We start from the raw sequence: 19,767 nt of genomic DNA on the forward strand, positions 1-19,767 counted from the left end.
GGCCGCCTCGGAGGTGGTGCTCTTCGGGGTCATGGGGGTGCTGATGGTCGTGCTCTTCTGGACGGCGGCGATCGCCGCCTGGTTCCTCGGCCTGCCGGCGCGCCACACGATCGCCGCGGCCGTCACCGCCCTGGCGACCGTGGCCGCCTCGTACGCGCTGCGCCCGTTCGTCGAGAACATGATCCGCGGGAACGGGCGCGGCTGATGGACCCCGACTTCGACGAGTTCCTGCACGTCCCGGCGCGGCTGTCGGTCGTCGCGCTGCTGGCCCCGGCCGACTGGGTGGAGTTCGGCTTCGTCCGGGACGCGGTGGACACCAGCGACTCGGCCCTGTCCAAGCAGGTCTCCGCGCTGGCGGACGCCGGGTACGTCGAGGTCCGCAAGACGCGCAACCGTACGGGACGGCACACCCACCTCCGCCTCACCCCGCACGGCCGCCAGGCCTTCCAGCGGCACGCGTCCGCGCTGGAGAGGATCGTGGCGGCGGCACGCATACCGCTGGAGTAGACGGGACCGGCACCCGAACGCGTTCATCACCCAGTGCTGGACCCGCAGTACGTCGACGCGTACGCCGGTGCCGGTGCCGGTGCCGGTGCCCGTGCCCGTGCCCGTGCCGCGGCCGAGGGCGCGGGAGACGAGGCCGGGCCAGTCGGCGCGCCCGGTGTCCTCGGGTGTGGGTGCCAGCCAGGCCCAGCCCCCTTCGGGGGAGAGCGGGAGGAACGGTCCGTGCGCGGTGACGTGGACCCCGGCGGGCTGATCGGCGCACCAGCGGCTCAGGTCCGCGTCGAACACGACGGTGGTGACGGCCGCGAGCGCTCCGGGACCCGTGGTTCCCGTTCCCAGCCGTTGCCGGACGGTGGAGTTCGCGCCGTCGGCGGCGAGCGCGTGGCGGGCGCGGACGCGGCTCTCCGCGCCGCGTTCCCGGTCGAGGAGCAGGGCCACCACGCCGTCCGCCTCCTCGGTCAGGCCGGTGACCTCGGCCCCGAACCGCATCGGGGCTTCCGCCGCGTCCGCCGCGGCGAGCAGGAGGGGCTCCAGCCGGTCCTGCGAGGTGACCACGCCGGTCGCGGGGCTCTCGGGGGTCGGCGCACGGACCCCGACCATCGCGGCGGAGGCGAAGTCCCGGTCGAAGAGGGTGTCACGGAACCTGACGCGGCCGAACTGCGGCGGAAAGGCGCCGGCCGTGATCCGGGCGGCCAGCCCGAGCCGGCGGAAGACCTCCATCGAGCGCGTGTTGACGAGGCGGGAGCGGGGGAACGGGGAAAGCTCGCGGCGCTTCTCGACGAGCAGCGTCCGCACGCCCCAGCGTTGCAGCAGCGCCCGCGCGGTGAGCCCGACCGGCCCGCCGCCGACGATCAGCACCTCCACCTCGTCATCTGCCACGGCCATGGGGACCCCCTCCGGTGTGCGCGCGTGCCGGTTCCGGCACAACCCTTGTGGCGGCGGGGCCGGATCCGGCCCTGGGCCGTCTCTTCCGGATCTTGCCTCACCCGCGCCGCCCGGCACCGCACCTCGCCGCCTTGGCGGGGCACCAAGTAGGTCCAGTACGGCGGCGCCCCGCCAAGGCGCCGATGCACGGCACCGGACAACGCGGGCTTGACCGGCAAGATCCGAAAGAGACGGCCTCGCGCGACGCCCGCCGCGTGCACGCCACCCGGACGGAGCAGGCCGCGGATCCACGCTAGGGGGTGTCCTGCGCCCGCCCCCATGCTTCGGGGCTGCGGTGGTGATGGTGGTGGCCCGCGGCGAGCACCCGCCGCAGGGCGGCCCGGTGCTCGGTGCCGGCGGGGAGTTCCAGCCGGTCCAGCAGGGCGAGCGCGGGCTCCGGTTCGAGCTGCCCGTACACGTCGTGGTAGCTCCTCAGCAGGGCCCGGAAGACGGCCGGGTGCAGCTCGGGCACCCGGACCGCCGCCCCGTAGGCGACGGCCTTGGCCTTCCACGGCACCGGGCCCGAGACCTCCAGGACCCGCCGCGCCCGGCGCAGCAGCGGCTCCGGGGCGCCGGGCAGCAGCCGGTCGTGGTCGTTGCCGAGGACTTCGGCGAAGGCCTCCTCGGAGGTCTGCCAGACCTCGAACCAGTCGAACCAGAGCGAGTCGGTGATCGCCGGATACTCCCGGACGGCTTCGAGCCTGCGGCGGTAGCCGCCCCAGAGCAGCTCCGCCGGCAGCGGTCCCCCGGGCCCGAGATGGGCCGAGTGGATCTGCCCGGTCACCAGGAAGTGACCGCCGAGCAGGTCCATCAGCCCGAGCGCCACCCGCAGCCTGCCCGCCGGGTCGAGCGCTTCGTCGGTGAAGGCCATCGACCCGAGCCCGTTGCACAGCTCCTCCCCGGTGAGGGTCCCCGCGGGCGGGTCGGCGTCGTACCAGGCGTCGGGCCCGGTCTGGGTGATGCCGTCCTCGGCGAGCCAGCGCCGGGCGGTCTCGGCGTCCGGTACGTCGGCCAGGAACGCGGTGACCGCCCCGGTGAACTCCTCCGGGGCGTCGGCGTGCACCAGATGGCCGACCGGGATCGTGGTGAGCCGGGCGTCCGGGATCCGGCGGGCGGCCTCGGCGAGGGCATCCTGCGGGACGTGGCTGTCCGGCCCGCCCGCCACCACCAGGGTCGGGGCCGTGATCAGGGAGAGGCCCTCCAGCCAGGACGGGTCGGGGTGGTCCAGCTGGGCCCGGACCGCGAGGACCATCGCCCAGTCGAAGCCGAGCTCCCCCTCGGGCCGGACCGGAGCGCGCGGCTCGCGGGGGAAGGGCGGCGGGACGTCCTCCAGCACGAGCCGGACCACCCGCCACGGGCTGTGCTGCGCGACCAGGAACGCGACCACGCCGCCCATCGAGTGGCCGACGAGGTCCACCCGGTCCAGGCCCACGGCGTCCAGGAACCCGAGCACGTCGTCGCGCATCAGCTCCAGCGAGTACGCGCCGGTCCGCCCGCTGCGGCCGTGCCCGCGCAGGTCGAGGGCGTACACCCGGCGCTCCCGCGCGAGCGCGTCCCGTACGGGGGCCCAGTCGTCCGCGGTCTCGCCCAGGGCCGGCAGCAGGAGCAGCGGGGCACCGCCGGCCGGCCCGGCCACCTGGTAGGCCAGCCGGACGCCGTTCACCGTGAGGGTCTGGTGCTCTGTCACCCGTCCGACATTACTTGCACCCTGAAAGGGCGTCTCATTCCGGCCATGACGGCTGGTATGATTCAGGCCAGTGCCGCTCCGTGACCACGACCGGGCGGCCGCTGTCGAGGGACCCTCCCATACCGTCTGGTATGGCGCTTGTCCATGCGACAACTTGTCCAGTTCACCCGGCGTTCATGCCAAGATCATGATCTTGTTGGCGTCTCGTCCGCCTGCCTAGCCTGCACAGCGTTGCTTCGAAGCCCGGAGAACTCACCTCCGGGCTGCTGACGTTGGGGGTTCACATGAGTCTGGGCGACAAGGGCTACGCGGTCATCGACACACCGCCACTGGACGGACACAGCCTGTCCGAGTTCGAGAATCTGCCGCTCGACCCGTACACCGGCTCCACGCAGAGGTACCGGCGCTTCTCCCAGTTCCGCCTGGTCCACGAGGACCGGTGGAAGCTGGAACTGCTGCCGCACCGCCACTTCGCGCAGCCGCGCCAGTACAACGACCTCGTCGGCGGACAGATGCGCACGCTGGAGCCGCTGACCACCGATCCCACCCCGCTCATCGAGGCCGGCGCCGAAGCGCTGGGCCTCGACAAGAACACCGCCTGGCAGCTGAACATCCACCAGTGCCGCGTCGTCTCCACCCCCGAGGTCGAGGGCGTCGCCGCACCGGAGGGACCGCACCGGGACGGCCACCAGTACGGCATCGTCGCCGTCACCCGCCGCCACAACATCTCCGGCGGCGAGACCCAGCTCATGCCCCTCGGCGGCGGCGAGCCCTTCTTCCGCACCACCCTCCAGGACGGCCAGGCCATCGCCTTCGACGACCGCCTGATGTTCCACCACGTCACCGACATCGAGCACCTCACCGACGAGGGCGGCCACCGGGACGTGTGGCTCGTCGCCGTGAACAGCTGGGACGACCGGCGCTACGGCGAGGAGTACGAGGCCGAGGTCCGCGCGAGCAACGAGGTCTGAGCACGATGTCCCGAAACCTTCCCCCCACCGCGCCGGCCACGTCCGCCGGCACCGCCGCACCCGCGGGCCGCGCCCCCGTCTACGACCGGATCGGCGTCGGCTACTCCTCCGTACGCCGCCCCGACCACCGCTGGGCCGCGCAGATCGAGGCCTCGCTCGGCGACGCCCGCACGGTGCTCAACCTCGGCGCCGGAACCGGCGCCTACGAGCCCGAGGGCCGCACGCTCGTCGCGGTCGAACCGTCCCTGGCGATGCGGGCCCAGCGCGGCCCGCTCGCGGCGCCCTGCGTCGTCGCGAGCGCCGAGCGGCTGCCCTTCGACGACCAGAGCTTCGACGCCGTCATGGCCGTCCTCACCGTCCACCACTGGACGGACCTGGAAGCCGGGATCGCCGAACTCCAGCGCGTCGCCCGCCGCTTCTCCATCGTCACCTACGACATGGACGTGCAGCGGACATTCTGGTTCACCCGCGACTACGTCCCGGAGATCGCCGAGGCGGAGTGCTCCCGCGTGCCCTCCCTGGAGCGGCTCACCAAGCTCCTCGGCCCCTGCGACGTGGCGGAACTCCCCGTCTGGCACGACTTCACCGACGGGTTCATGACCGCGTTCTGGCGCCGCCCCGAGGCCTACCTCGACCCCGCCACGCGCCGGGCCTGCTCCGCCTTCGCCCTCACCGACGAGCAGGCCGTCGACCGGGGCGTCACCCGCCTGCGCGACGACCTCGCCTCGGGCGAATGGAACCGCCGCTACGCCGACCTCGCCACCCGCGACCACATCGACGCCGGCTTCCGCCTGATCACCGGCGAGTCCGTCCACGCCGCGCGGACGGAGGCGTCCGCATGAGCCGCCCCTGGCCGGACACGGGCACCGGCACGGGCACCGGCTGGGACCCCGTACGGCTGGCCGACCTCGCGCAGCGCCACGGCACCCCCGTGCACGTCCTCGACGCCGGACGCCTCGACCGCGCCACCGCCCACCTGCTGGAGGTGCTCGGCGGACTCGGCAGGCCCGCCCGCGCCTACTACTCGGTGAAGACCAACTACCTGCCGTACCTCATGAGGCGGCTCGCCGCCCACGGCCTCGGCGCGGACGTCGTCTCCGGGTACGAGATGGAGGCCGCGCTGGCCGCCGGCTTCGACCCCGCCGCCATGGTGTTCAACGGCCCCGTGAAGACGGACGGGGAACTGGCCGCCGCCGTACGGCACGGCGTACGCGTCAACATCGACGGCGAGCAGGAGATCGAGGCGCTGGAGGCCGTCGCCGCCCGCACCGGGCAGCCGGTCGAGGTCGGCATCCGGATCTCCCCGGGCCTGCCCGTCTCCACCTCCGCCGACCCCAGCTACCGGGCCCAGGCCGAACGCGCCGCCGCCCGCACCCGCTTCGGCTGGCCCGCCGGATCACCGCAGCTCGCCGCCCTGGTGGACCGGATCGACGCGTCCCCGCACCTGGCCCTGGGGGCCGTCCACGCCCACCTCAGCAGCCAGATCGTCCACGAGGACCTGATGCTGACGGCACTGGACCGGGTCCTGGACGAGGCCGCGAAGCTGCACGCCCGGTTCGGCCTCACCGAGGTCAACATCGGCGGCGGGTTCGGCGTACCGGGCATCCGGCGCCCCCGCACCGGCCCCGAGGGCGCGCTGGCCGCGCTGCGCGGGGAGGCCCCCTTCCCGGAGGAGGAGCCCTTCCTCGACATCGCCCGGCTGCTGCCGGAACTGGACGGGCGGATGCGGCTGCGCGGCCTCGACGGGGTGGCGCTCGCCTGCGAGCCCGGCCGCTGGCTGGTCTCGGACGTCATGGCCATGGTCACGCGGGTGATGTCGCGCAAGGAACTCCCCGAGGCCCGCTGGCTGATCCTCGACGCCGGCAACCACGTCACCCCGTGGAGCGGCACCGGCGAGGTCCACCGCCTCACCCCGATCGGCAGGCGGTACTCGGCCGTGAACAGCACCTGGTCGGTGGCCGGACCGCTGTGCTACGAGAACGACGTGCACGCCGCCGCGACCGAGCTGCCCGAGGACGTACGGGCCGGGGACCTCCTGTGCCTGCACGACACGGGCGCCTACTCGCTCGGCCGCAGCAACAACTTCATACGGACCCGGGCCGCCGTCGTCGCGGTCGACGGGGACGCCGAACAGCTGGTCTGGGGGGCCGAGACGGGCGCGGACGTCTTCGCCCTGGCAGACCCTGATCCGGCCGGACCGGCAGACCCGGCCGCCCCGTCGGGCCCGGACCCGGCGCCCGGGACCCCGTAATGGTCAAGGCCTACCTGGAGCTCCTGAGGCTTCCGGGCGCGAGCGCGGCGGCGGTGCCCGCCGCGCTCGCGCGCCTGGCCGGGACCATGGTCCCCATCGCCCTGCTGCTCGCCTGCGTCCAGTCCGGACGCTCCCTCGCGGCCGGGGCCGCCGCCGGCGCGGCCTACGCCGTCGGCAGCGCGGTCGGGGGACCCTTCACCGGGCGGCTGATGGACCGGGCCGGCCCGAGCCGCGTCCTGCGGGTCACCGGCCCCCTCGCGGGCCTCACCCTCGCGGCGGCCGCCCTGGCCGCGGCCGGCGCCCCGGCCGCGGCGGTGCCCGCCGCCGCCTGCGCGGCCGGGCTGGCCACCGCCCCCGTCGGGGCGTCGATGCGCGCCCTGTGGCCGTCCCTCACCGAGGACGCGGCCCTGCGGCAGCGGGCCTTCTCCTTCGAGGCCACGCTCAGCGAACTGCTGTTCATCCTCGGCCCGACCGCCGTCACCGTCCTCGCCACCCTCACCGGAGCCCGCGGCGCACTGCTGGCGACCGCCGTCCTGCTGGGCGCCGGAGGCCTCGCGTACGGGCAGGCACCCGCCGTACGGGCGCGCGCGGGCCGGCCCGCGACCACCTCCGGCGGCGCGGACCCGTCGAAGGCGGCACCGGAGCCGGCAACGGAACCGGCACCGGTCCGGGCGGCCGCCACCGCCGTCCTCGTGGCGATCGCCCTGACGGCGGCACTGTCCAGCGGACTCGTGGTCGCGGTCACCGCCTCCCTGCGGGACCAGGGCTCGGCCCCCGAACTCGCGGGCACCCTCGTCGCCCTCCAGTCGGCGGGCAGCGTGGCCGGCGGCCTCCTCTACGGCGCGCGCACCTTCGGGGGCACGACGTACGGGCGCTACCTCCGCCTGCTGATCGTGCTGACCCTGGCGCTGGCGGCCCTGCCCGCCGTACGCGCCCTCGCGCCCGGCCTCCCGGCCGGCTGGGCCCTGGCACTGCTCGGCGTCCTCCTCGTGCTCAGCGGACTCCCCATGGCCCCGGCCGGGGCCGAGGAGTTCCAGCTCATCGGGGAGATGACCGCGCAGAGCAAGGCCACCCAGGCCTTCGCGGGCGTCGGCAGCTTCATCGCCCTCGGCGGCGCGGCGGGCTCCGCGCTCACGGGCCTGGTCGCGGACCGGGCCGGTCCCGGCGCGGCACTGTGCATGCCCGCCGCCTTCACCCTGGCCGCCCTCCTGCTGAGCCTGGCCGCCCGCCGGGCCATCACCCGGGCCGTGTCCCCGGCGCCGGCCCCGGCCCCCACCCCCGCCGCCCCGGCGGACCCCACCCCGGCCCCGACCCCCGACCCCGGAGGAACCCAGACATGAACACCGCACCCGGCGTGATCGCCGTCGTCGAGAGCCAGCTTTCCAACTTCGGCCTCACCCCGCTGCGCGCGGCCCACGAGCTCGGCTTCCACACCGTCCTGGTGAGCAACGACCCGGACCGCTACCGGGTGGTCGGCATCGCCGAGGAGATCTTCTCCCGGCACGTCGACGAGATCGTGCGCACCGACACCAACTCGGCCGACGCCGTCGTCGCCGCCCTCCGGCCCTTCCACGAACAGGGCCTGCTGCGCGGCGTGATGACCGTCACCGACTACAACATCCCGATCGTCGCCGAAGTCGCCGCGCACTTCGGCCTGCCCGGCCTCTCCCCGCAGGCCGCCCGCAACTGCCGGGACAAGCTGCTGATGCGCCAGGCCTGCGAGCGGGCGGGCGTCGCCGTGCCCGGCTTCCACCAGGCCACCGCCGAGGAGGACGCGCTGGCCGCCGCCGAACGCTTCGGCTACCCGGTCGTGGTCAAGCCCATGACCGAATCCGCCAGCATCGGCGTCACCCTGTGCCGGACGCCCGAGGAGGTCGCCGCCGCCTACCGGGACATCAGCTCCTCCCCGACCGACTTCCGCGGCCAGCCCCGCCGCCCCGGAGCGCTCGTGGAGGAGTACCTCCTCGGCTTCGAGGTGAGCGTCGAGTCCGTCCTGGCCGACGGCGAGCGCCGGTTCCTCGGCGTCACCGACAAGGCCCTCGGCGCGCACCCGCACTTCGTGGAGATGGGCGACACCTTCCCCTCGATGCTCTCGGAACCCGTCCGCGCCGAGTGCACCGACCTGGCCCGCCGGGCACTGGAGGCCGTCGGCCACGACTTCGGCGCCGCGCACGTCGAGGTGAAGATGACGGAGAAGGGCCCGTACGTCGTCGAGGTCAACGGCCGCATGCCCGGCGCGGAGATCACCCAGCTCATCCGCGAGGCGACCGGCCTCTACCTCCAGCGCGAGGTCGTCCGCCTGCACGCCGGCCTCGCCGCCGACCTCACCACCACCCACGACCGCGCCGCCGCCTCCCGCTACCTCTCCGCCCGCCAGGCCGGCACCCTCACCGCGATCGGCGGCACCGACCTGGCCCGCCGGGTCCCGGGCGTGGTCGACGTCGACCTGGAGGTCCACCCCGGCGACGCGGTACGGCCCGCCGAGAGCAACCTCGACCTGCTCGGCTACGTCGTGGCCGTCGGCGACACCACCGGCGACGCCGTCCGCCGCGCCGAGGCGGCCCTCGGCCAGCTCACCCCCGTCATCGCCCCCGCGACGGGCGACGGCCGGTGACCGCCGCACCCGGACCCCGCGTACGCGTCCACCGCGCCCTGCGCGACACAGACCCGCGGCGGTGGGACGCCCTGCTCGGCCCCCGCGGCTTCTACGCCGCCTCCCCCTGGCTGCGGCACGCCGAGGCCACCGCGGGCGGCGCCCCGTACTACCTCACGGCCCACGAGGACGACGGTCCCGCCACCGGCGTCCTGCCCGCGTACCCGCTGGACCGCGACACCCCGTACGTCTTCTGCAGCCCGGCCAGGGTCGTGGACGCCGTCCACCGCACCCTGACCGGCGAGGAGGCCCCCTGGACGGCCGGACTCCTGCCGGCCCTGGCGTGCGGGGGCCGCAACCCCTCCCACACCAAGGCGGGCACCGCCCCCGCCCCCGACGGCGGACGCGCCACCCTCACGGCCCTGGTGCACCGGGCCGAGGAGGAGGCCCGGGAGGCCGGGCTGCGGGCGGTGTCCTTCCTGTACGTCGACGAGGACGACCACCTGCTGCGCGGCGTCCTCGCGGAACGCGGGTACACGGCACTGCCCGGCCAGACGGCGTACTCCCTGCCGGTTCCCGAGGACGGCTCCTTCGACAGCTACCTGGCCCGCTTCGACCGGTCACGCCGTACGAAGATCAGGCGCGAACTCCGCGCCCTGGACGAGGCCGGGGTCACCTACCGGACGCAGCCGCTCACCCCGGACCTGATCGAGCGGCTCGCCCCCCTGGAGCTCGCCCTCTACGCCAAGTACGGGACCCCGGCGAACGCGGACGCCTTCACCGCCGTCCTGCACAGCGTCGCCCGCCACGCCGGCGAGGCGGCCCGGGTCACCACCGCGCACCTCGACGGGAACCTGGCCGGCTTCGCCCTCACCTTCACCCACCGGGGCGAGATGTACGCCCGCCAGGCCGGGTTCGACTACGAGGCGCAGGGCCGGCTGCCCCTCTACTTCGGGCTCGTCTACTACGAGCTGCTGCGGACGGCGATGGCCGAGGGGCTCACGCACATCCACTACTCCACCGGCTCGGACCGGGCGAAACTGCTGCGCGGCTGCGTACCGCGCCGCCAGATCGCCTACGTCAAGGCCCGCCACCCGCAGGAGGCCGAACCCCTGGCCCGCCTGGCCGCCCACCCCGGAGCGGCCGTCCCGGCCTGACACCCGCTCCGGCCCGCCGTCGGCCCCGCCCCCCGTGGGGCCGACGGCCCGGCCCGGTCCCGGCGGGATCAGTGCTCGCAGAGGGAGAACTCCCGCTCGTAGAGCTGCTCGTTGTGTTCGGCCACGAAGAACTTCCGTTCCCGCATGAGTTCCTCGCGGTACTCCAGGGCCTGTTCGAGCGTCATCGTGGAAGTGGCGGACCACGGCTGCTGCGGCGGGACGTCGGAGGTCGAGGTGATCGTCGTCGACGGGTCCACCAGGAAGAACGCGAGGATCTTGCGGTGCCCCGGGCGGGCCGGGTCCGCGAGGCGGAACGCGCCGACGCGGTGCTGCAGGACGTTCGGGAACGCCAGGCAGCGCCCCGCCGGCGTCGCCGCCGAGCCCAGCACCTGGTTGAGCGCCTCCTCGTTCTCCAGGCCGTAGACCTCCCGCACCCCCTCGTCGTCGTTCTGCTCGTAGTCCGGGTCGTCGAGCGCCGCGCGGAAGCTCAGGGTGCTGTCGGTGATGTTCTCGCTGTCCCAGTAGTAGATGCCGGTCGAGACGATCCGCTCGTTCAGCATTCCCTCGACGTGCCAGGAACCGCCCGCGTACTCGGGCTTCTCCGGCGTGAGGTGAATGGTGGCCAGCTTGACGATGACCTGGAGGCGGCGCCCGCGCAGGCCGACCCGGTCGTCTTCGCCGGGCGGCGCGGGCGGGGTGAAGTCCGGCGCGTCCGGGACGACCGGGCGGCGGGTCTCCCACCAGAGCTCGTGGGCCTCCTCCCACGCACTGCGGGCTTCCGCGTATGCCGTGTCGTCACCGAAGGAGGACCTGACCGGGTACTCCGGCTCCGAGTCGTACCAGCCGTAGGGATCGGCCTCGATCCGCGGCGGCCGCGGGTGGCGCAGATCGGTGAGCACGTTCTCCCACAGCGGCAGCATGCGCGCGAAGACGTCCGGCAGGACGGCGGCGAGCTCGTGACGGGTCTCGGGGTGCACGTTGTTGACGTACGAACGGAAGGCGACACCGCCCTCGTCGTCGACCTCGACGTCCGTGGGCAGCCACTGGAACTTCTCCGAGAACTCGTGCTTCGAGTACTGGTTCGTGGGGTTGCGCCAAGCCTCCTCGGGGCCCCCGCTCACCCCGCGCACCAGGCAGAACAGCGAGGGGTGCACCAGGTCCAGCACCTGCCCGTCCGATCCCGGATGCCAGTCCCGTTCCGCTTCGGGGACCTCCTCCAGGGGCCGGACCGCCTCGCGCAGCCGCGACCGGAGCTCCTCGTCGACCAGCGAGTCCGACTGCCACACCCCGTCGACGGCCGACACCTCGATGCCCGTCCGCCCGTCCCGCAGCGCGGCGTAGTGCCCCAGCTCCGCGATCACGTACCGGACCTGCGCCTCGGTGAGCCCCTGGGCGAGCGCCTCCTGCCGCCACCGCGCGACGATGCCGGCGTCGTGCATCTTGTCGGACCACCCGGGCTTCGCCCGGATGTGCGCGCTGCACTCCATCATCTCCAGCTCCCGGAGCGTCCGCGCTTTCGCGAACGGTATGGAACGCGACGTTTCGAAGGGCAGCGGAAAGGCAGGCAGGCCGGTCAACTCTGATGGTCCTTATGTTCGGTGAGCGGTCGCCGGAAGGATAGCCGAGCCCACCGACACCGCAGCCGCACGGATTCCACGGTCACCCGGCCTCCTCCCGTTCCACCGGAAGCCACAGCTCCGCTTCCGCCTCCCTGCCGTCCGCCGACAGGCGCGTACGGAGGATCTCCGGCCCGGGGCGGCTCCGGTACGGGTTCGACGGGAACCACTCGGTGAACACGTCCCGCCACAGCGCCTGGATCGCCTCCGGCGCCGGCCCCGAGGTGGTGAAGACCGCCCACGCCCCGGCCGGCACGGGCAGCGAGGCCATGCCGTCCGGCGCCGGCGCCGAGGTGGCCACGCCGTGGTAGTAGTCGAGGAAGCTGCCCTCCGCCCGGCCGGGATCGAGGTCGTCGCAGACCGCGAGGACGCCGTGCGGCTCCTGGTCCGACAGCTCCTCCAGCAGCTCCTTCGCCCGGTCGCCGATCCCGCGGACGAAATCGATGACGGCCCGGTTCGGCCCCGAGTACACGAGCGGCACCCTGGCCTTCGCCCCGACGACGGCGAACTCCGGCTTGTGCACGACGCGGTAGCGCATGCTGCCGCTCCCCTCGACGACGAGGCGGAAGGTCATCCGGGGCTGGGAGCTGAGCACCGCGCCGGTGCGCCGCGCCTCGCCGGGCCCGACGCCGTGCACCGCCCGGAACGCCCTCGCGAACGCCTCGCCCGACCCGTATCCGTACCGCACCGCGATCTCCAGCAGCGTCCGCTCGCCGGCCAGCACCTCAGCACCCGCGACGGTCAGCCGGCGGCGCCTGACGTACTCCGACAGCGGCATCCCGGCGAGCGCCGAGAACATCCGCCGCAGGTGGTACTCGGAGGTGGCGGCGACCCGCGCCAGCTCGCCCACGTCGACGGAGCCGTCGAGCTGCCGCTCGATCTGCTCCATGGCCCGATTGAACCGCTCCAGCACCGCTCGCCTCCAAGATCCCGACCGCCGATTCAACCAGGCGCGGCCCCGCACCCCGCACCCGACAGAAGCGGTGCGGCAAGTGTCGGGTGACGGGCAGCGGCAGCGCCGCACGATGGGGGCATGCACACGGACACGGACACGGACACGGACGACGACACGACCTTGACGTCCCGCTTCCTCCGCGACGGCTTCGTCAAGCTGGAGGGCGCGGTCGCGCCCCGCGTGGCCGAGAGCTGCGCGCGGCTGCTGTGGCGGGAGACGGGCTGCGACCCGGACGACCCGCGGACGTGGACGCGGCCCGTCCACTGGGTCGGCGGCATGGCACAGGGACCGTTCGCCGCCGCCCCCAACTCCCCGGCCCTGCACCGGGCGTACGACCTCCTGGCCGGCGCGGGCCGCTGGGAGCCGCGCTACTCGCTGGGCACCTTCCCGCTGCGCTTCCCGCACCCGGAGGAGCCCGACGACGCGGGCTGGCACATCGAGGGCGGCTACCCGGTCGACGGCGAGACCTGGCCCTTCACCAGCCTCCGCTCCCGCGGCCGGGCCCTGCTGATGCTGTTCCTGTTCAGCGAGGTCGGCGAGGAGGACGCCCCGACCCGGATCCGGGTCGGCTCGCACCTCGACGTGCCGAAGGTGCTGGAGCCGTACGGGGAAGAGGGCGCGAGCGTCCTGGCCGTCGCACCGGACGTCGAGGCTGCCTCCGCCCACCGGCCGCTCGCCCTCGCCACCGGGTCACCGGGCGACGTCTTCCTGTGCCACCCGTTCCTGGTGCACGCGGCACAGCCGCACCACGGGCTGCGGCCGCGCTTCATGGCCCAGCCGCCGCTGATGCCGGCCGCGCCGTACGAACTGGAGCGCGCCGACGGCGCGTACTCCCCGGTCGAGACCGCGATCCGCCGCGGCCTGGGACGGACCACCCCCGACCCGGACGCCGGCCCGTCCCGACCGGCCACCCCGGCACCGCCCCCCACCGGCTCGCGGTGACGCCCGGGACGGAGGTCCACCAGGGCGGCGGCCGGGACGGACGGGCCCTCACCACCGCCGTCACCTGCGTGCGTTCGGCTGCGGAGCGCCCCGGTCCGGTGGGAGCCTGGTACCGACGCCGAGGAGTGGGCATGGGGACTTCCGCGTTGGGGCGGTGGGGCGCGTGACAGTGCGTCTGGTGCTGGTCGAGTACTTCGTCACCGACGACGAGACCTTCGCCGTCGTAGTGGATCCGGACGCACAGGAGCCCGTCACGGCACGCGTGCCCATCGGTGACGCCGAGCTGACGGAGCTCGCGCGGACCGTCGCGCGGGGCGACGTCCTCGCGGTGCGGGACCACCCGGGGCTCGCCGGCCTGCTCGCGCCGGCGGTGCGGTGGACGCGACCCGACGACGTGGTCTACCTCGTACCGCACCGGGCCATGCACAGACTGCCGCTGCAGGCGGTGCGCGTCGACGGCGCGGAACTCATCGAACGCAACCCCGTGATGACGGTGCCGAGCGCCTCGGCGCTGCGCTACTGCCGGGCCCGGCGCAAGGGGCGGCGGGCATCGGTGACGGTGGTCACCGGGTCCGCGGAGAGCCGCCCGCTGGCCTTCGGCCGGGTGCAGGGCCTCGCGGTCGCGGACGTGTTCGGCAACACGCACCTGGTGTCCGGCCGGGGCGCCTCCCGCCAGCTCCTGATGCGCACCCTGTCCGAGCGGGACGGCGGCACGGACATCCTGCACTTCACCGCCCACGGGGTGTTCGACCGTGACGAGCCGATGCGGTCCGGGATCGAACTCGTCGACGGCCGGCTGACCGCCGCCGACCTGCTGGGCGTGTCCCTCGACGTCGACCTCGTCACCCTGGGGGCCTGCGACAGCGGCATCGGGGCCGACCGGCCCGGCGACGACCTCATCGGCCTGACCTGGGCGCTGCTCTACGCCGGTGCCCCCACCGCGCTCGTCAGCCTGTGGAGGGTGGACGAACTGTCCACGAGCCTGCTCCTCACCCGCTTCTACACCGAGTTGAGGAACGGCGCGTCCAAGGCCCAGGCCCTGCGTACCGCCCAGCTGTGGCTGCGCGCCCGGACGTTCGCCGACGTCCTGGCCCTGGCCGCCGCGGCCCGCCGGCGGTTCGCGGGAGACCCCCTGCTCGAAGGGACGATCCGGGAACAAGAGGCCTGGCTCCACCTCGCCTCCGGAGACACCGGTACCGCCGCCGAGCTGTACCGGGCCGTCGCAGAGACCCCCGCGCTCCCCGCCGGGCAGCGGGAGCTGGCCGGTCTGCGGGCCGCGCAGATCCGCTTCGCCTCCCGCAACGGCGGCGTGCGCCCCGCCACCCGTCCCTTCGCCGACCCCCGCTTCTGGGCCCCCTTCTTCCTGTCCGGAGACTGGCTGTGACCGTGGAGGGCATCTTGCTGATCGAGGAGCTGGCATCCCCCGTCGAGGTGACCGCCGGCAACCTGCCCGACCTGCGCGCGGTCCTCGCGGCGCGCCCCGGCGCCCTCGGGGTCCTGACCGACGCCGCGGGCGAGCCCGCGGGGCTGGTGGGCCTCCACGGGGCCTGGCCCGCGGTCCTGGTCGCGGCAGGACGCCCGGTCGGTGCGGCCGTACTCGACGCGGCCCTGGTGAACGCCCTGGCCGACGGCGTACCCGCGCTCATCGCCGTACGGGAAGGGCGCGCGGTGGGCCTCGTGCACGCCGAACGGATCCGTCCGGCCGTCGAGGAGAGCCTGCTCGCCCGCGACGTACGCGCTGGGAGACCACGAGACCTACAGCCCCCGGTCCGGGGAACGGCGGCCCAGCAGGGTCCTGTGCCACGTGTGCGACACCCCGAACGTCTTCCCCGAGGGCTATCCGGCCGAGCCGGGCGCCTGCCAGGGCGGCGACCACCTCTTCGTCCCGTTCTGGCACTGACGTGGGAGGCCTCGTCGAGATCGTCACCGGGCTGCTCAACCGGCGCTGGCTGATCACGACCGTCCTCCCCGTCTGCGGGTTCGCCGCCGCGCTCGGAGCCGTCGTACTGAGCGGGACGGGCTGGAGCGAGGGGTGGCAGCACTGGAGGGCCCTCGGCGGCGAGGCGAAGGCCGCGGCACTGCTGGGCACGGTCGTCACGGTCCTCACGCTCGCCCAGCTGACGGCCTTGGCACGGCCGCGGTTCACCGGACTGCTGCAAGGCCACTGGTCCGGCCTCCCCGGCGGCGCCCTGCTGGCGGCACGGGGCGCCCGTCGGCAACGGGACCTGCGCCGGAGCCGGCCGGGCGGGTTCCCCGACCACCCGGTCGACGACGCACTCGTCATGCCCACCCGGTTCGGCAACGTCCTCCGCGGCGCCGAGGTCCACCCGCGCGGCCGCTACCGCATCGACGGAGTGACGGCCTGGCCACGCCTGTACCCGGTGCTGCCCGATGCCTTCCGGCAGAGCTTCGCCTCCGCCAACGCGGGCCTGGAACAGGCCGTGACGTTCTGCGGGCTGGGCGCGGTGTTCGGTGTCGTGGGCGGCGTGCTCGCCGCGTTCCTGCTGCCGCCGCCCTGGCCGCTGGTCTGCCTGGCGGCCGGAGCGGCCGTCGCCCGGCTCGGGTACGGAGCGGCCGTCGGCGCCGCCACCGCCTACGGGCAGCTGTTCCGTTCGGCGTTCGACGTCCACCGCAGGACGCTGCTGGAGGCGATGGGCCTGCATCCCGCCCCGGACTACGCGGCCGAGCGGAGGCAGTGGGAGGCACTGGACCAGCTCTGGGCGGAGGGCACCGTCGACAGCGACCGGGCGTCCGCGCTCGGATACGCGCCCTTCCCCGCCGGACGAGCCCCGGACCGCACCGCCACGCGGCCCGCACCCGAGCCCGCCCCGGAGCCGCGGCACCCTCCGGAGGCCGCCCCGCTGCACCCGGGAATCGTGCCGGCCGCGGCCCTGGCGGTCCTGGCCGGTGCCCTCACGGCGGCCGGCCTCTGGTCGCCGCCGCGGGAGCCGGTCCGCGCCGTCGGTCCGCTGGCCGCCTACCACCAGATCGCCGCCGACGACCTCCGGGGAGTCGGCCGGACCGCCCTCGTCGGACGCTACCTGCTGCGCCCGGCCGCCCGGAACGCCGAAGTCCGTACGGCCGACCTCGGCCCCGCCCTGCCGCCCGGCAGGCTGTCCGGGCGGCAGGTGTTCCTCCTGTCCCCGAGCGGGCCGGGAACCGCTGCCGTGCACAGGGGGGCGACGGTGACCGCGCTGCTCGTACCGGGACGGGAGGCCCCGGCCCGGGTCTTCCCCGACCTGCTCGTCCTGGACGTGCGCGCCGGCTCGGTGGTGCTCGCCGTGGGCGGACCCGACCCGACGGGAACCATCGCGGCGCTCTCCGGCGACGGCGACGGCGTACGGCTGGTCAGTCCGGCGAGCTGACCGCGCTCTCCCTCAGCAGCTCCCGGATCGCGGCGAAACCGAGCGGGGTACCGCGCTTGAGGTCGAGGTACCCGGCGCCCGCCGGACCGCTGTCCCGGATCTGCTGCCGGACCCGGAGCAACCGGTTCTCGGCCCGCCTGGCGGCCACCACCGCGGAGATGTCGGCGACCGCGGAACCCCCGAGCACCGCCAGGCCCGCACGGTGCTTCCTGAACTCCGCCAGGGCCCGCCCCTCTTCCGCCGCCAGGTCCTCCAGCCCGGCCGGTGCCGGCACCGGCACCGTCTCGCCGAGCGCGTCGAGCAGGGTCCGCGAGCGGGAGCGTTCCATGTGGGCCAGCGCCAGGGCGGCCGCGTCGGGCGGCGGCCAGTCGGGACCGGCGGTGCCACCGAGGAGCAGCATCACCATGAGCGTGACCCCGGCCTGGGAGAGGTTCCTGCGGTCCGAGCCGCGGTCCGGGCTCAGGCTCTGCCTCCGGTCCCGGTCGCCGGCCTCGACGATGACGGACAGGTGGCGGTGGGCCTCCGACCACCGCTCCTCGGCCACCGCCAGCTCCGCGAGGAGGAGGGAGGCCCTGGAGACCGTGTCGGTGTCGCTGGAGCGGGCGGCCTCCAGACGCGCCACCGCCGCCATCCGCCACGCGTCCCGGGCCCTGCCCGCCTCCTTGGCCTTCCGGGCGCCGTCGAGCATGTTCTGCGCGTTCTGGGCCGCCTTGACCATCCCTTCGAAGCCCAGGCCCTTGCCCTGGGTCGCCACCGTGCCCGTGACGACCACTTCCTCGGCCTGCCGCACCAGCTGGGGGAGTGAGTTCGCGGTGACCGGGGCGGAGAACCGGTAGAGGCCGGAGGGAAGTTCCGCCGTGATCACCCCGATGTCGGCCCGCACCTCGGCGGACGTCTGCTGCCTCCGGGCCACCTCCTCCCGCAGCGCCGGCTCCGGTTCCCCGGTCCGCACCAGCCGGCCGGCGTCCGCCAGGGCGAGTGCCAGCCTGCGGAGCAGTCCGGTGTGGTCCTCACGGGCGATCGCCCTCAGGTTCCCGACCGCCTGCTCGGACCTGCCGTAGGCCAGGAGGGACACGCCGTTGGCGTAGATCTCGAAGAGCGCGGCGTGCTCCGGCATCCCCGCGGCCGCGAAGGCCCGGGCGGCCGCGAACTGGCAGGCCGCGGCGTCCTCCGGCCGGTTCAGCCGTCCGGCCCGCATCGCGTCGATGCGGTGGTACGAGGCACGGCAGAACTGGAGGGTGCGGTCGCGCGAGAGGTGGGCGTACTCCTCCTGCGCCGCCAGGTCGTCGACCATCGCCAGGACGGTCTCCACCAGGAGCACCGTCCGGTCCGCTTCCGCCGGCGGCACCTTGCGGGCGAACGGCACCCCGAAGTCGCCGTCGTCGGTGGCGAAGGCGAACGACCCGCCGGCGACGCTGCCCAGGCAGAAGACCAGGCCGAAGTCGGGCTTGCCCGCACGCCGCAGGACCTGGTCGTCGAGCCAGGCCCGGACGGTGGCGACCGCCTCCGGGCCCGGCAGCCTGGCGACGATCACGGCGTCGCTGATCCGGGCCACGAGGTCGTCGGTGCGACGGTGCTCGAACGACCAGGCGAGCAGCGCGGCGGCGGCGGTGCACAGCGCGGCGACGATCAGCCGGTCGTCGGGGCGGACGAATCCCGCGAGCAGCAGGGCGAACAGGCCGTCGGTGACCAGGATGCCGAGCGGCGCCACCACGAGCAGCACGAGACAGGTCAGCCACCGCCCGGCGGCGCCGCTCTGGGTCAGCAGGAAGCTCCGGACCCCGGCGAAGCCGTGCGTGAACACGGCGCCGACCACCGGTACGAGCACTGCCGCGGCAGTCGGCAGGGCGAGCCACAGTCCGGCGATCCACTCGCCGACGGGCGTGACGGCGATGGCCGTCATCCCCAGGAAGACCCACCCGAGGCGGCTGCGGGCCTTCAGCCTGGAGGGGAGGGTGAGTTTCAGCAGGGCCCGGTGGCGTGCGTGGAAATGGAAGGAGACGACGGCGGCACAGGCCAGCCTGACCGCCCAGAAGGAGCCGCGGGTACCGTCCGGCCCGGGAACGACCAGAGCGATCCAGAACGGCGCGAGGATCGTCGACCAGAAGCTGATCCTCGAGAAGACCTCTCGCCGGGTCAATGTCGATGAGGAGACCCGGCTTTCGTGTTCCGGCGTGTCCACCACGTACCCGATTCTCGCGCGATCCGGTCCGCACGTCGCCTGGAACCGACCACTCCGGCCGCCGGCGGGCCACCCGAAGGTTGCGCGGCCCCGGCCCGTACGCCGCCCCCGGAATCCGGCGTACGCCGTCAAGCGCTCCGCGCCCCCGCTCCGCCCATGGCGCTGGACGGTGACCGTCCGTCACTTCCGGCCGGGGCGTGCGGGTGGGGTCCCGCGTGTTCGCGTGGTCGAGGGGCGCCGTTCACCTCGGGCGGAAGGGGGCTGGGGAATTCCCGTCGCTCCAGGTCAGGTGCGCGCCTCGGCTATTTGATCAAGAGCCGGAAGTCGGTGCGCAAATAGGGGAGCCCGGACACGGGGTGTATTGGTGTAATCCACAAGGGTTTGGTTTTACATTTGACTGGTTCCTTTATGGAATCATTGCCTCCGCTTTTGATCCTCAATGTGATGCAGATCACATTGTCAACCGGAGATATCGGTCAAAGTCTGGCAGGGTGGCCGCCAGTTGAGCGGAGCGGGTAATCGAGTTGACGGGCATTTGACATTGAGTCATTACCCTGCCATTGCCCATGCTTGACCTGCATCTACGGGTGTTCATAGCCTTCGGACCACGCTTTCACCGC

Annotated in this window: 14 protein-coding genes and 1 pseudogene; 10 read left to right on the forward strand and 5 right to left on the reverse strand. The window is 74.1% G+C overall.

The features are described 5' to 3' along the window. Window positions 1–204 precede the first annotated feature (204 nt). A complete protein-coding gene (locus OG553_RS36880) occupies window positions 205–507 on the forward strand; it encodes a transcriptional regulator (protein WP_331728715.1) in 303 nt (100 codons plus the stop codon). Between the two features lie 246 nt (window positions 508–753). Here OG553_RS36880 and OG553_RS36885 read toward each other — a convergent pair. Beyond that, a pseudogene (locus OG553_RS36885) lies at window positions 754–1,389 on the reverse strand (FAD-dependent monooxygenase); the annotation flags it as partial. A 292-nt stretch (window positions 1,390–1,681) separates the two neighbouring features. After that, on the reverse strand, window positions 1,682–3,115 hold the full coding sequence (locus OG553_RS36890; protein ID WP_331728442.1) for an alpha/beta fold hydrolase: 1,434 nt from the start codon (window positions 3,113–3,115) through the stop codon (window positions 1,682–1,684). A 284-nt stretch (window positions 3,116–3,399) separates the two neighbouring features. On the opposite strand from OG553_RS36890, the gene OG553_RS36895 reads away from it, so the two are divergent. The 6 genes from OG553_RS36895 to OG553_RS36920 are packed head-to-tail and all read left to right on the forward strand — an operon-like array spanning window position 3,400 to window position 10,087. Beyond that, complete coding sequence (locus tag OG553_RS36895) at window positions 3,400–4,086, forward strand: 2OG-Fe dioxygenase family protein (protein WP_331728444.1); 687 nt, start codon at window positions 3,400–3,402, stop codon at window positions 4,084–4,086. A gap of 5 nt (window positions 4,087–4,091) precedes the next feature. Next, window positions 4,092–4,928: a methyltransferase domain-containing protein gene (locus OG553_RS36900; protein WP_331728446.1), complete on the forward strand. Its 837-nt coding sequence runs from the start codon at window positions 4,092–4,094 to the stop codon at window positions 4,926–4,928. Then, the gene (locus OG553_RS36905) at window positions 4,925–6,337 is read left to right on the forward strand and encodes a hypothetical protein (RefSeq protein WP_331728448.1); all 1,413 of its coding nucleotides are present in this window, start codon (window positions 4,925–4,927) and stop codon (window positions 6,335–6,337) included. The genes OG553_RS36900 and OG553_RS36905 overlap by 4 nt, the downstream gene beginning before the upstream one ends. Continuing rightward, window positions 6,337–7,677 (forward strand): MFS transporter, encoded by a 1,341-nt coding sequence (locus OG553_RS36910; RefSeq protein WP_331728450.1) that lies wholly within the window; start codon window positions 6,337–6,339, stop codon window positions 7,675–7,677. Before OG553_RS36905 ends, OG553_RS36910 begins: the two co-directional genes overlap by 1 nt. Next, window positions 7,674–8,951 carry an ATP-grasp domain-containing protein gene (locus OG553_RS36915; protein ID WP_331728453.1) on the forward strand — a complete coding sequence of 426 codons (1,278 nt, stop codon included), beginning with the start codon at window positions 7,674–7,676 and terminating at the stop codon, window positions 8,949–8,951. The genes OG553_RS36910 and OG553_RS36915 overlap by 4 nt, the downstream gene beginning before the upstream one ends. After that, a complete protein-coding gene (locus tag OG553_RS36920) occupies window positions 8,948–10,087 on the forward strand; it encodes a GNAT family N-acetyltransferase (RefSeq protein WP_331728455.1) in 1,140 nt (379 codons plus the stop codon). The genes OG553_RS36915 and OG553_RS36920 overlap by 4 nt, the downstream gene beginning before the upstream one ends. A 68-nt stretch (window positions 10,088–10,155) precedes the next feature. On the opposite strand, the gene OG553_RS36925 is transcribed toward OG553_RS36920, so the two are convergent. Both OG553_RS36925 and OG553_RS36930 read right to left on the reverse strand, forming a co-directional pair. Beyond that, window positions 10,156–11,664: a DUF4246 domain-containing protein gene (locus OG553_RS36925; protein WP_331728458.1), complete on the reverse strand. Its 1,509-nt coding sequence runs from the start codon at window positions 11,662–11,664 to the stop codon at window positions 10,156–10,158. An 82-nt stretch (window positions 11,665–11,746) separates the two neighbouring features. Next, the gene (locus tag OG553_RS36930; protein ID WP_331728460.1) at window positions 11,747–12,616 is read right to left on the reverse strand and encodes an AraC family transcriptional regulator; all 870 of its coding nucleotides are present in this window, start codon (window positions 12,614–12,616) and stop codon (window positions 11,747–11,749) included. A gap of 120 nt (window positions 12,617–12,736) precedes the next feature. Between OG553_RS36930 and OG553_RS36935 the strand changes: the two genes are divergently transcribed. The 3 genes from OG553_RS36935 to OG553_RS36945 all read left to right on the forward strand — a co-directional run bounded on the left by OG553_RS36935 (window position 12,737) and on the right by OG553_RS36945 (window position 16,965). Further along, on the forward strand, window positions 12,737–13,600 hold the full coding sequence (locus OG553_RS36935) for a phytanoyl-CoA dioxygenase family protein (protein WP_331728463.1): 864 nt from the start codon (window positions 12,737–12,739) through the stop codon (window positions 13,598–13,600). A 163-nt stretch (window positions 13,601–13,763) separates the two neighbouring features. Further along, entirely contained in the window at window positions 13,764–14,984 is a 1,221-nt protein-coding gene (locus OG553_RS36940) for a CHAT domain-containing protein (RefSeq protein ID WP_331728466.1), read from the forward strand. 517 nt (window positions 14,985–15,501) lie between these two features. Beyond that, on the forward strand, window positions 15,502–16,965 hold the full coding sequence (locus OG553_RS36945; protein ID WP_331728469.1) for a hypothetical protein: 1,464 nt from the start codon (window positions 15,502–15,504) through the stop codon (window positions 16,963–16,965). Here OG553_RS36945 and OG553_RS36950 read toward each other — a convergent pair. Further along, window positions 16,949–19,105, reverse strand: a complete 2,157-nt coding sequence (locus OG553_RS36950; RefSeq protein WP_405983254.1) for a hypothetical protein — start codon at window positions 19,103–19,105, stop codon at window positions 16,949–16,951. The genes OG553_RS36945 and OG553_RS36950 overlap by 17 nt on opposite strands. Window positions 19,106–19,767: the final 662 nt, after the last annotated feature.

It is taken from the genome of Streptomyces sp. NBC_00158 (genome assembly GCF_045160885.1).
Lineage (GTDB): Bacteria > Actinomycetota > Actinomycetes > Streptomycetales > Streptomycetaceae > Streptomyces.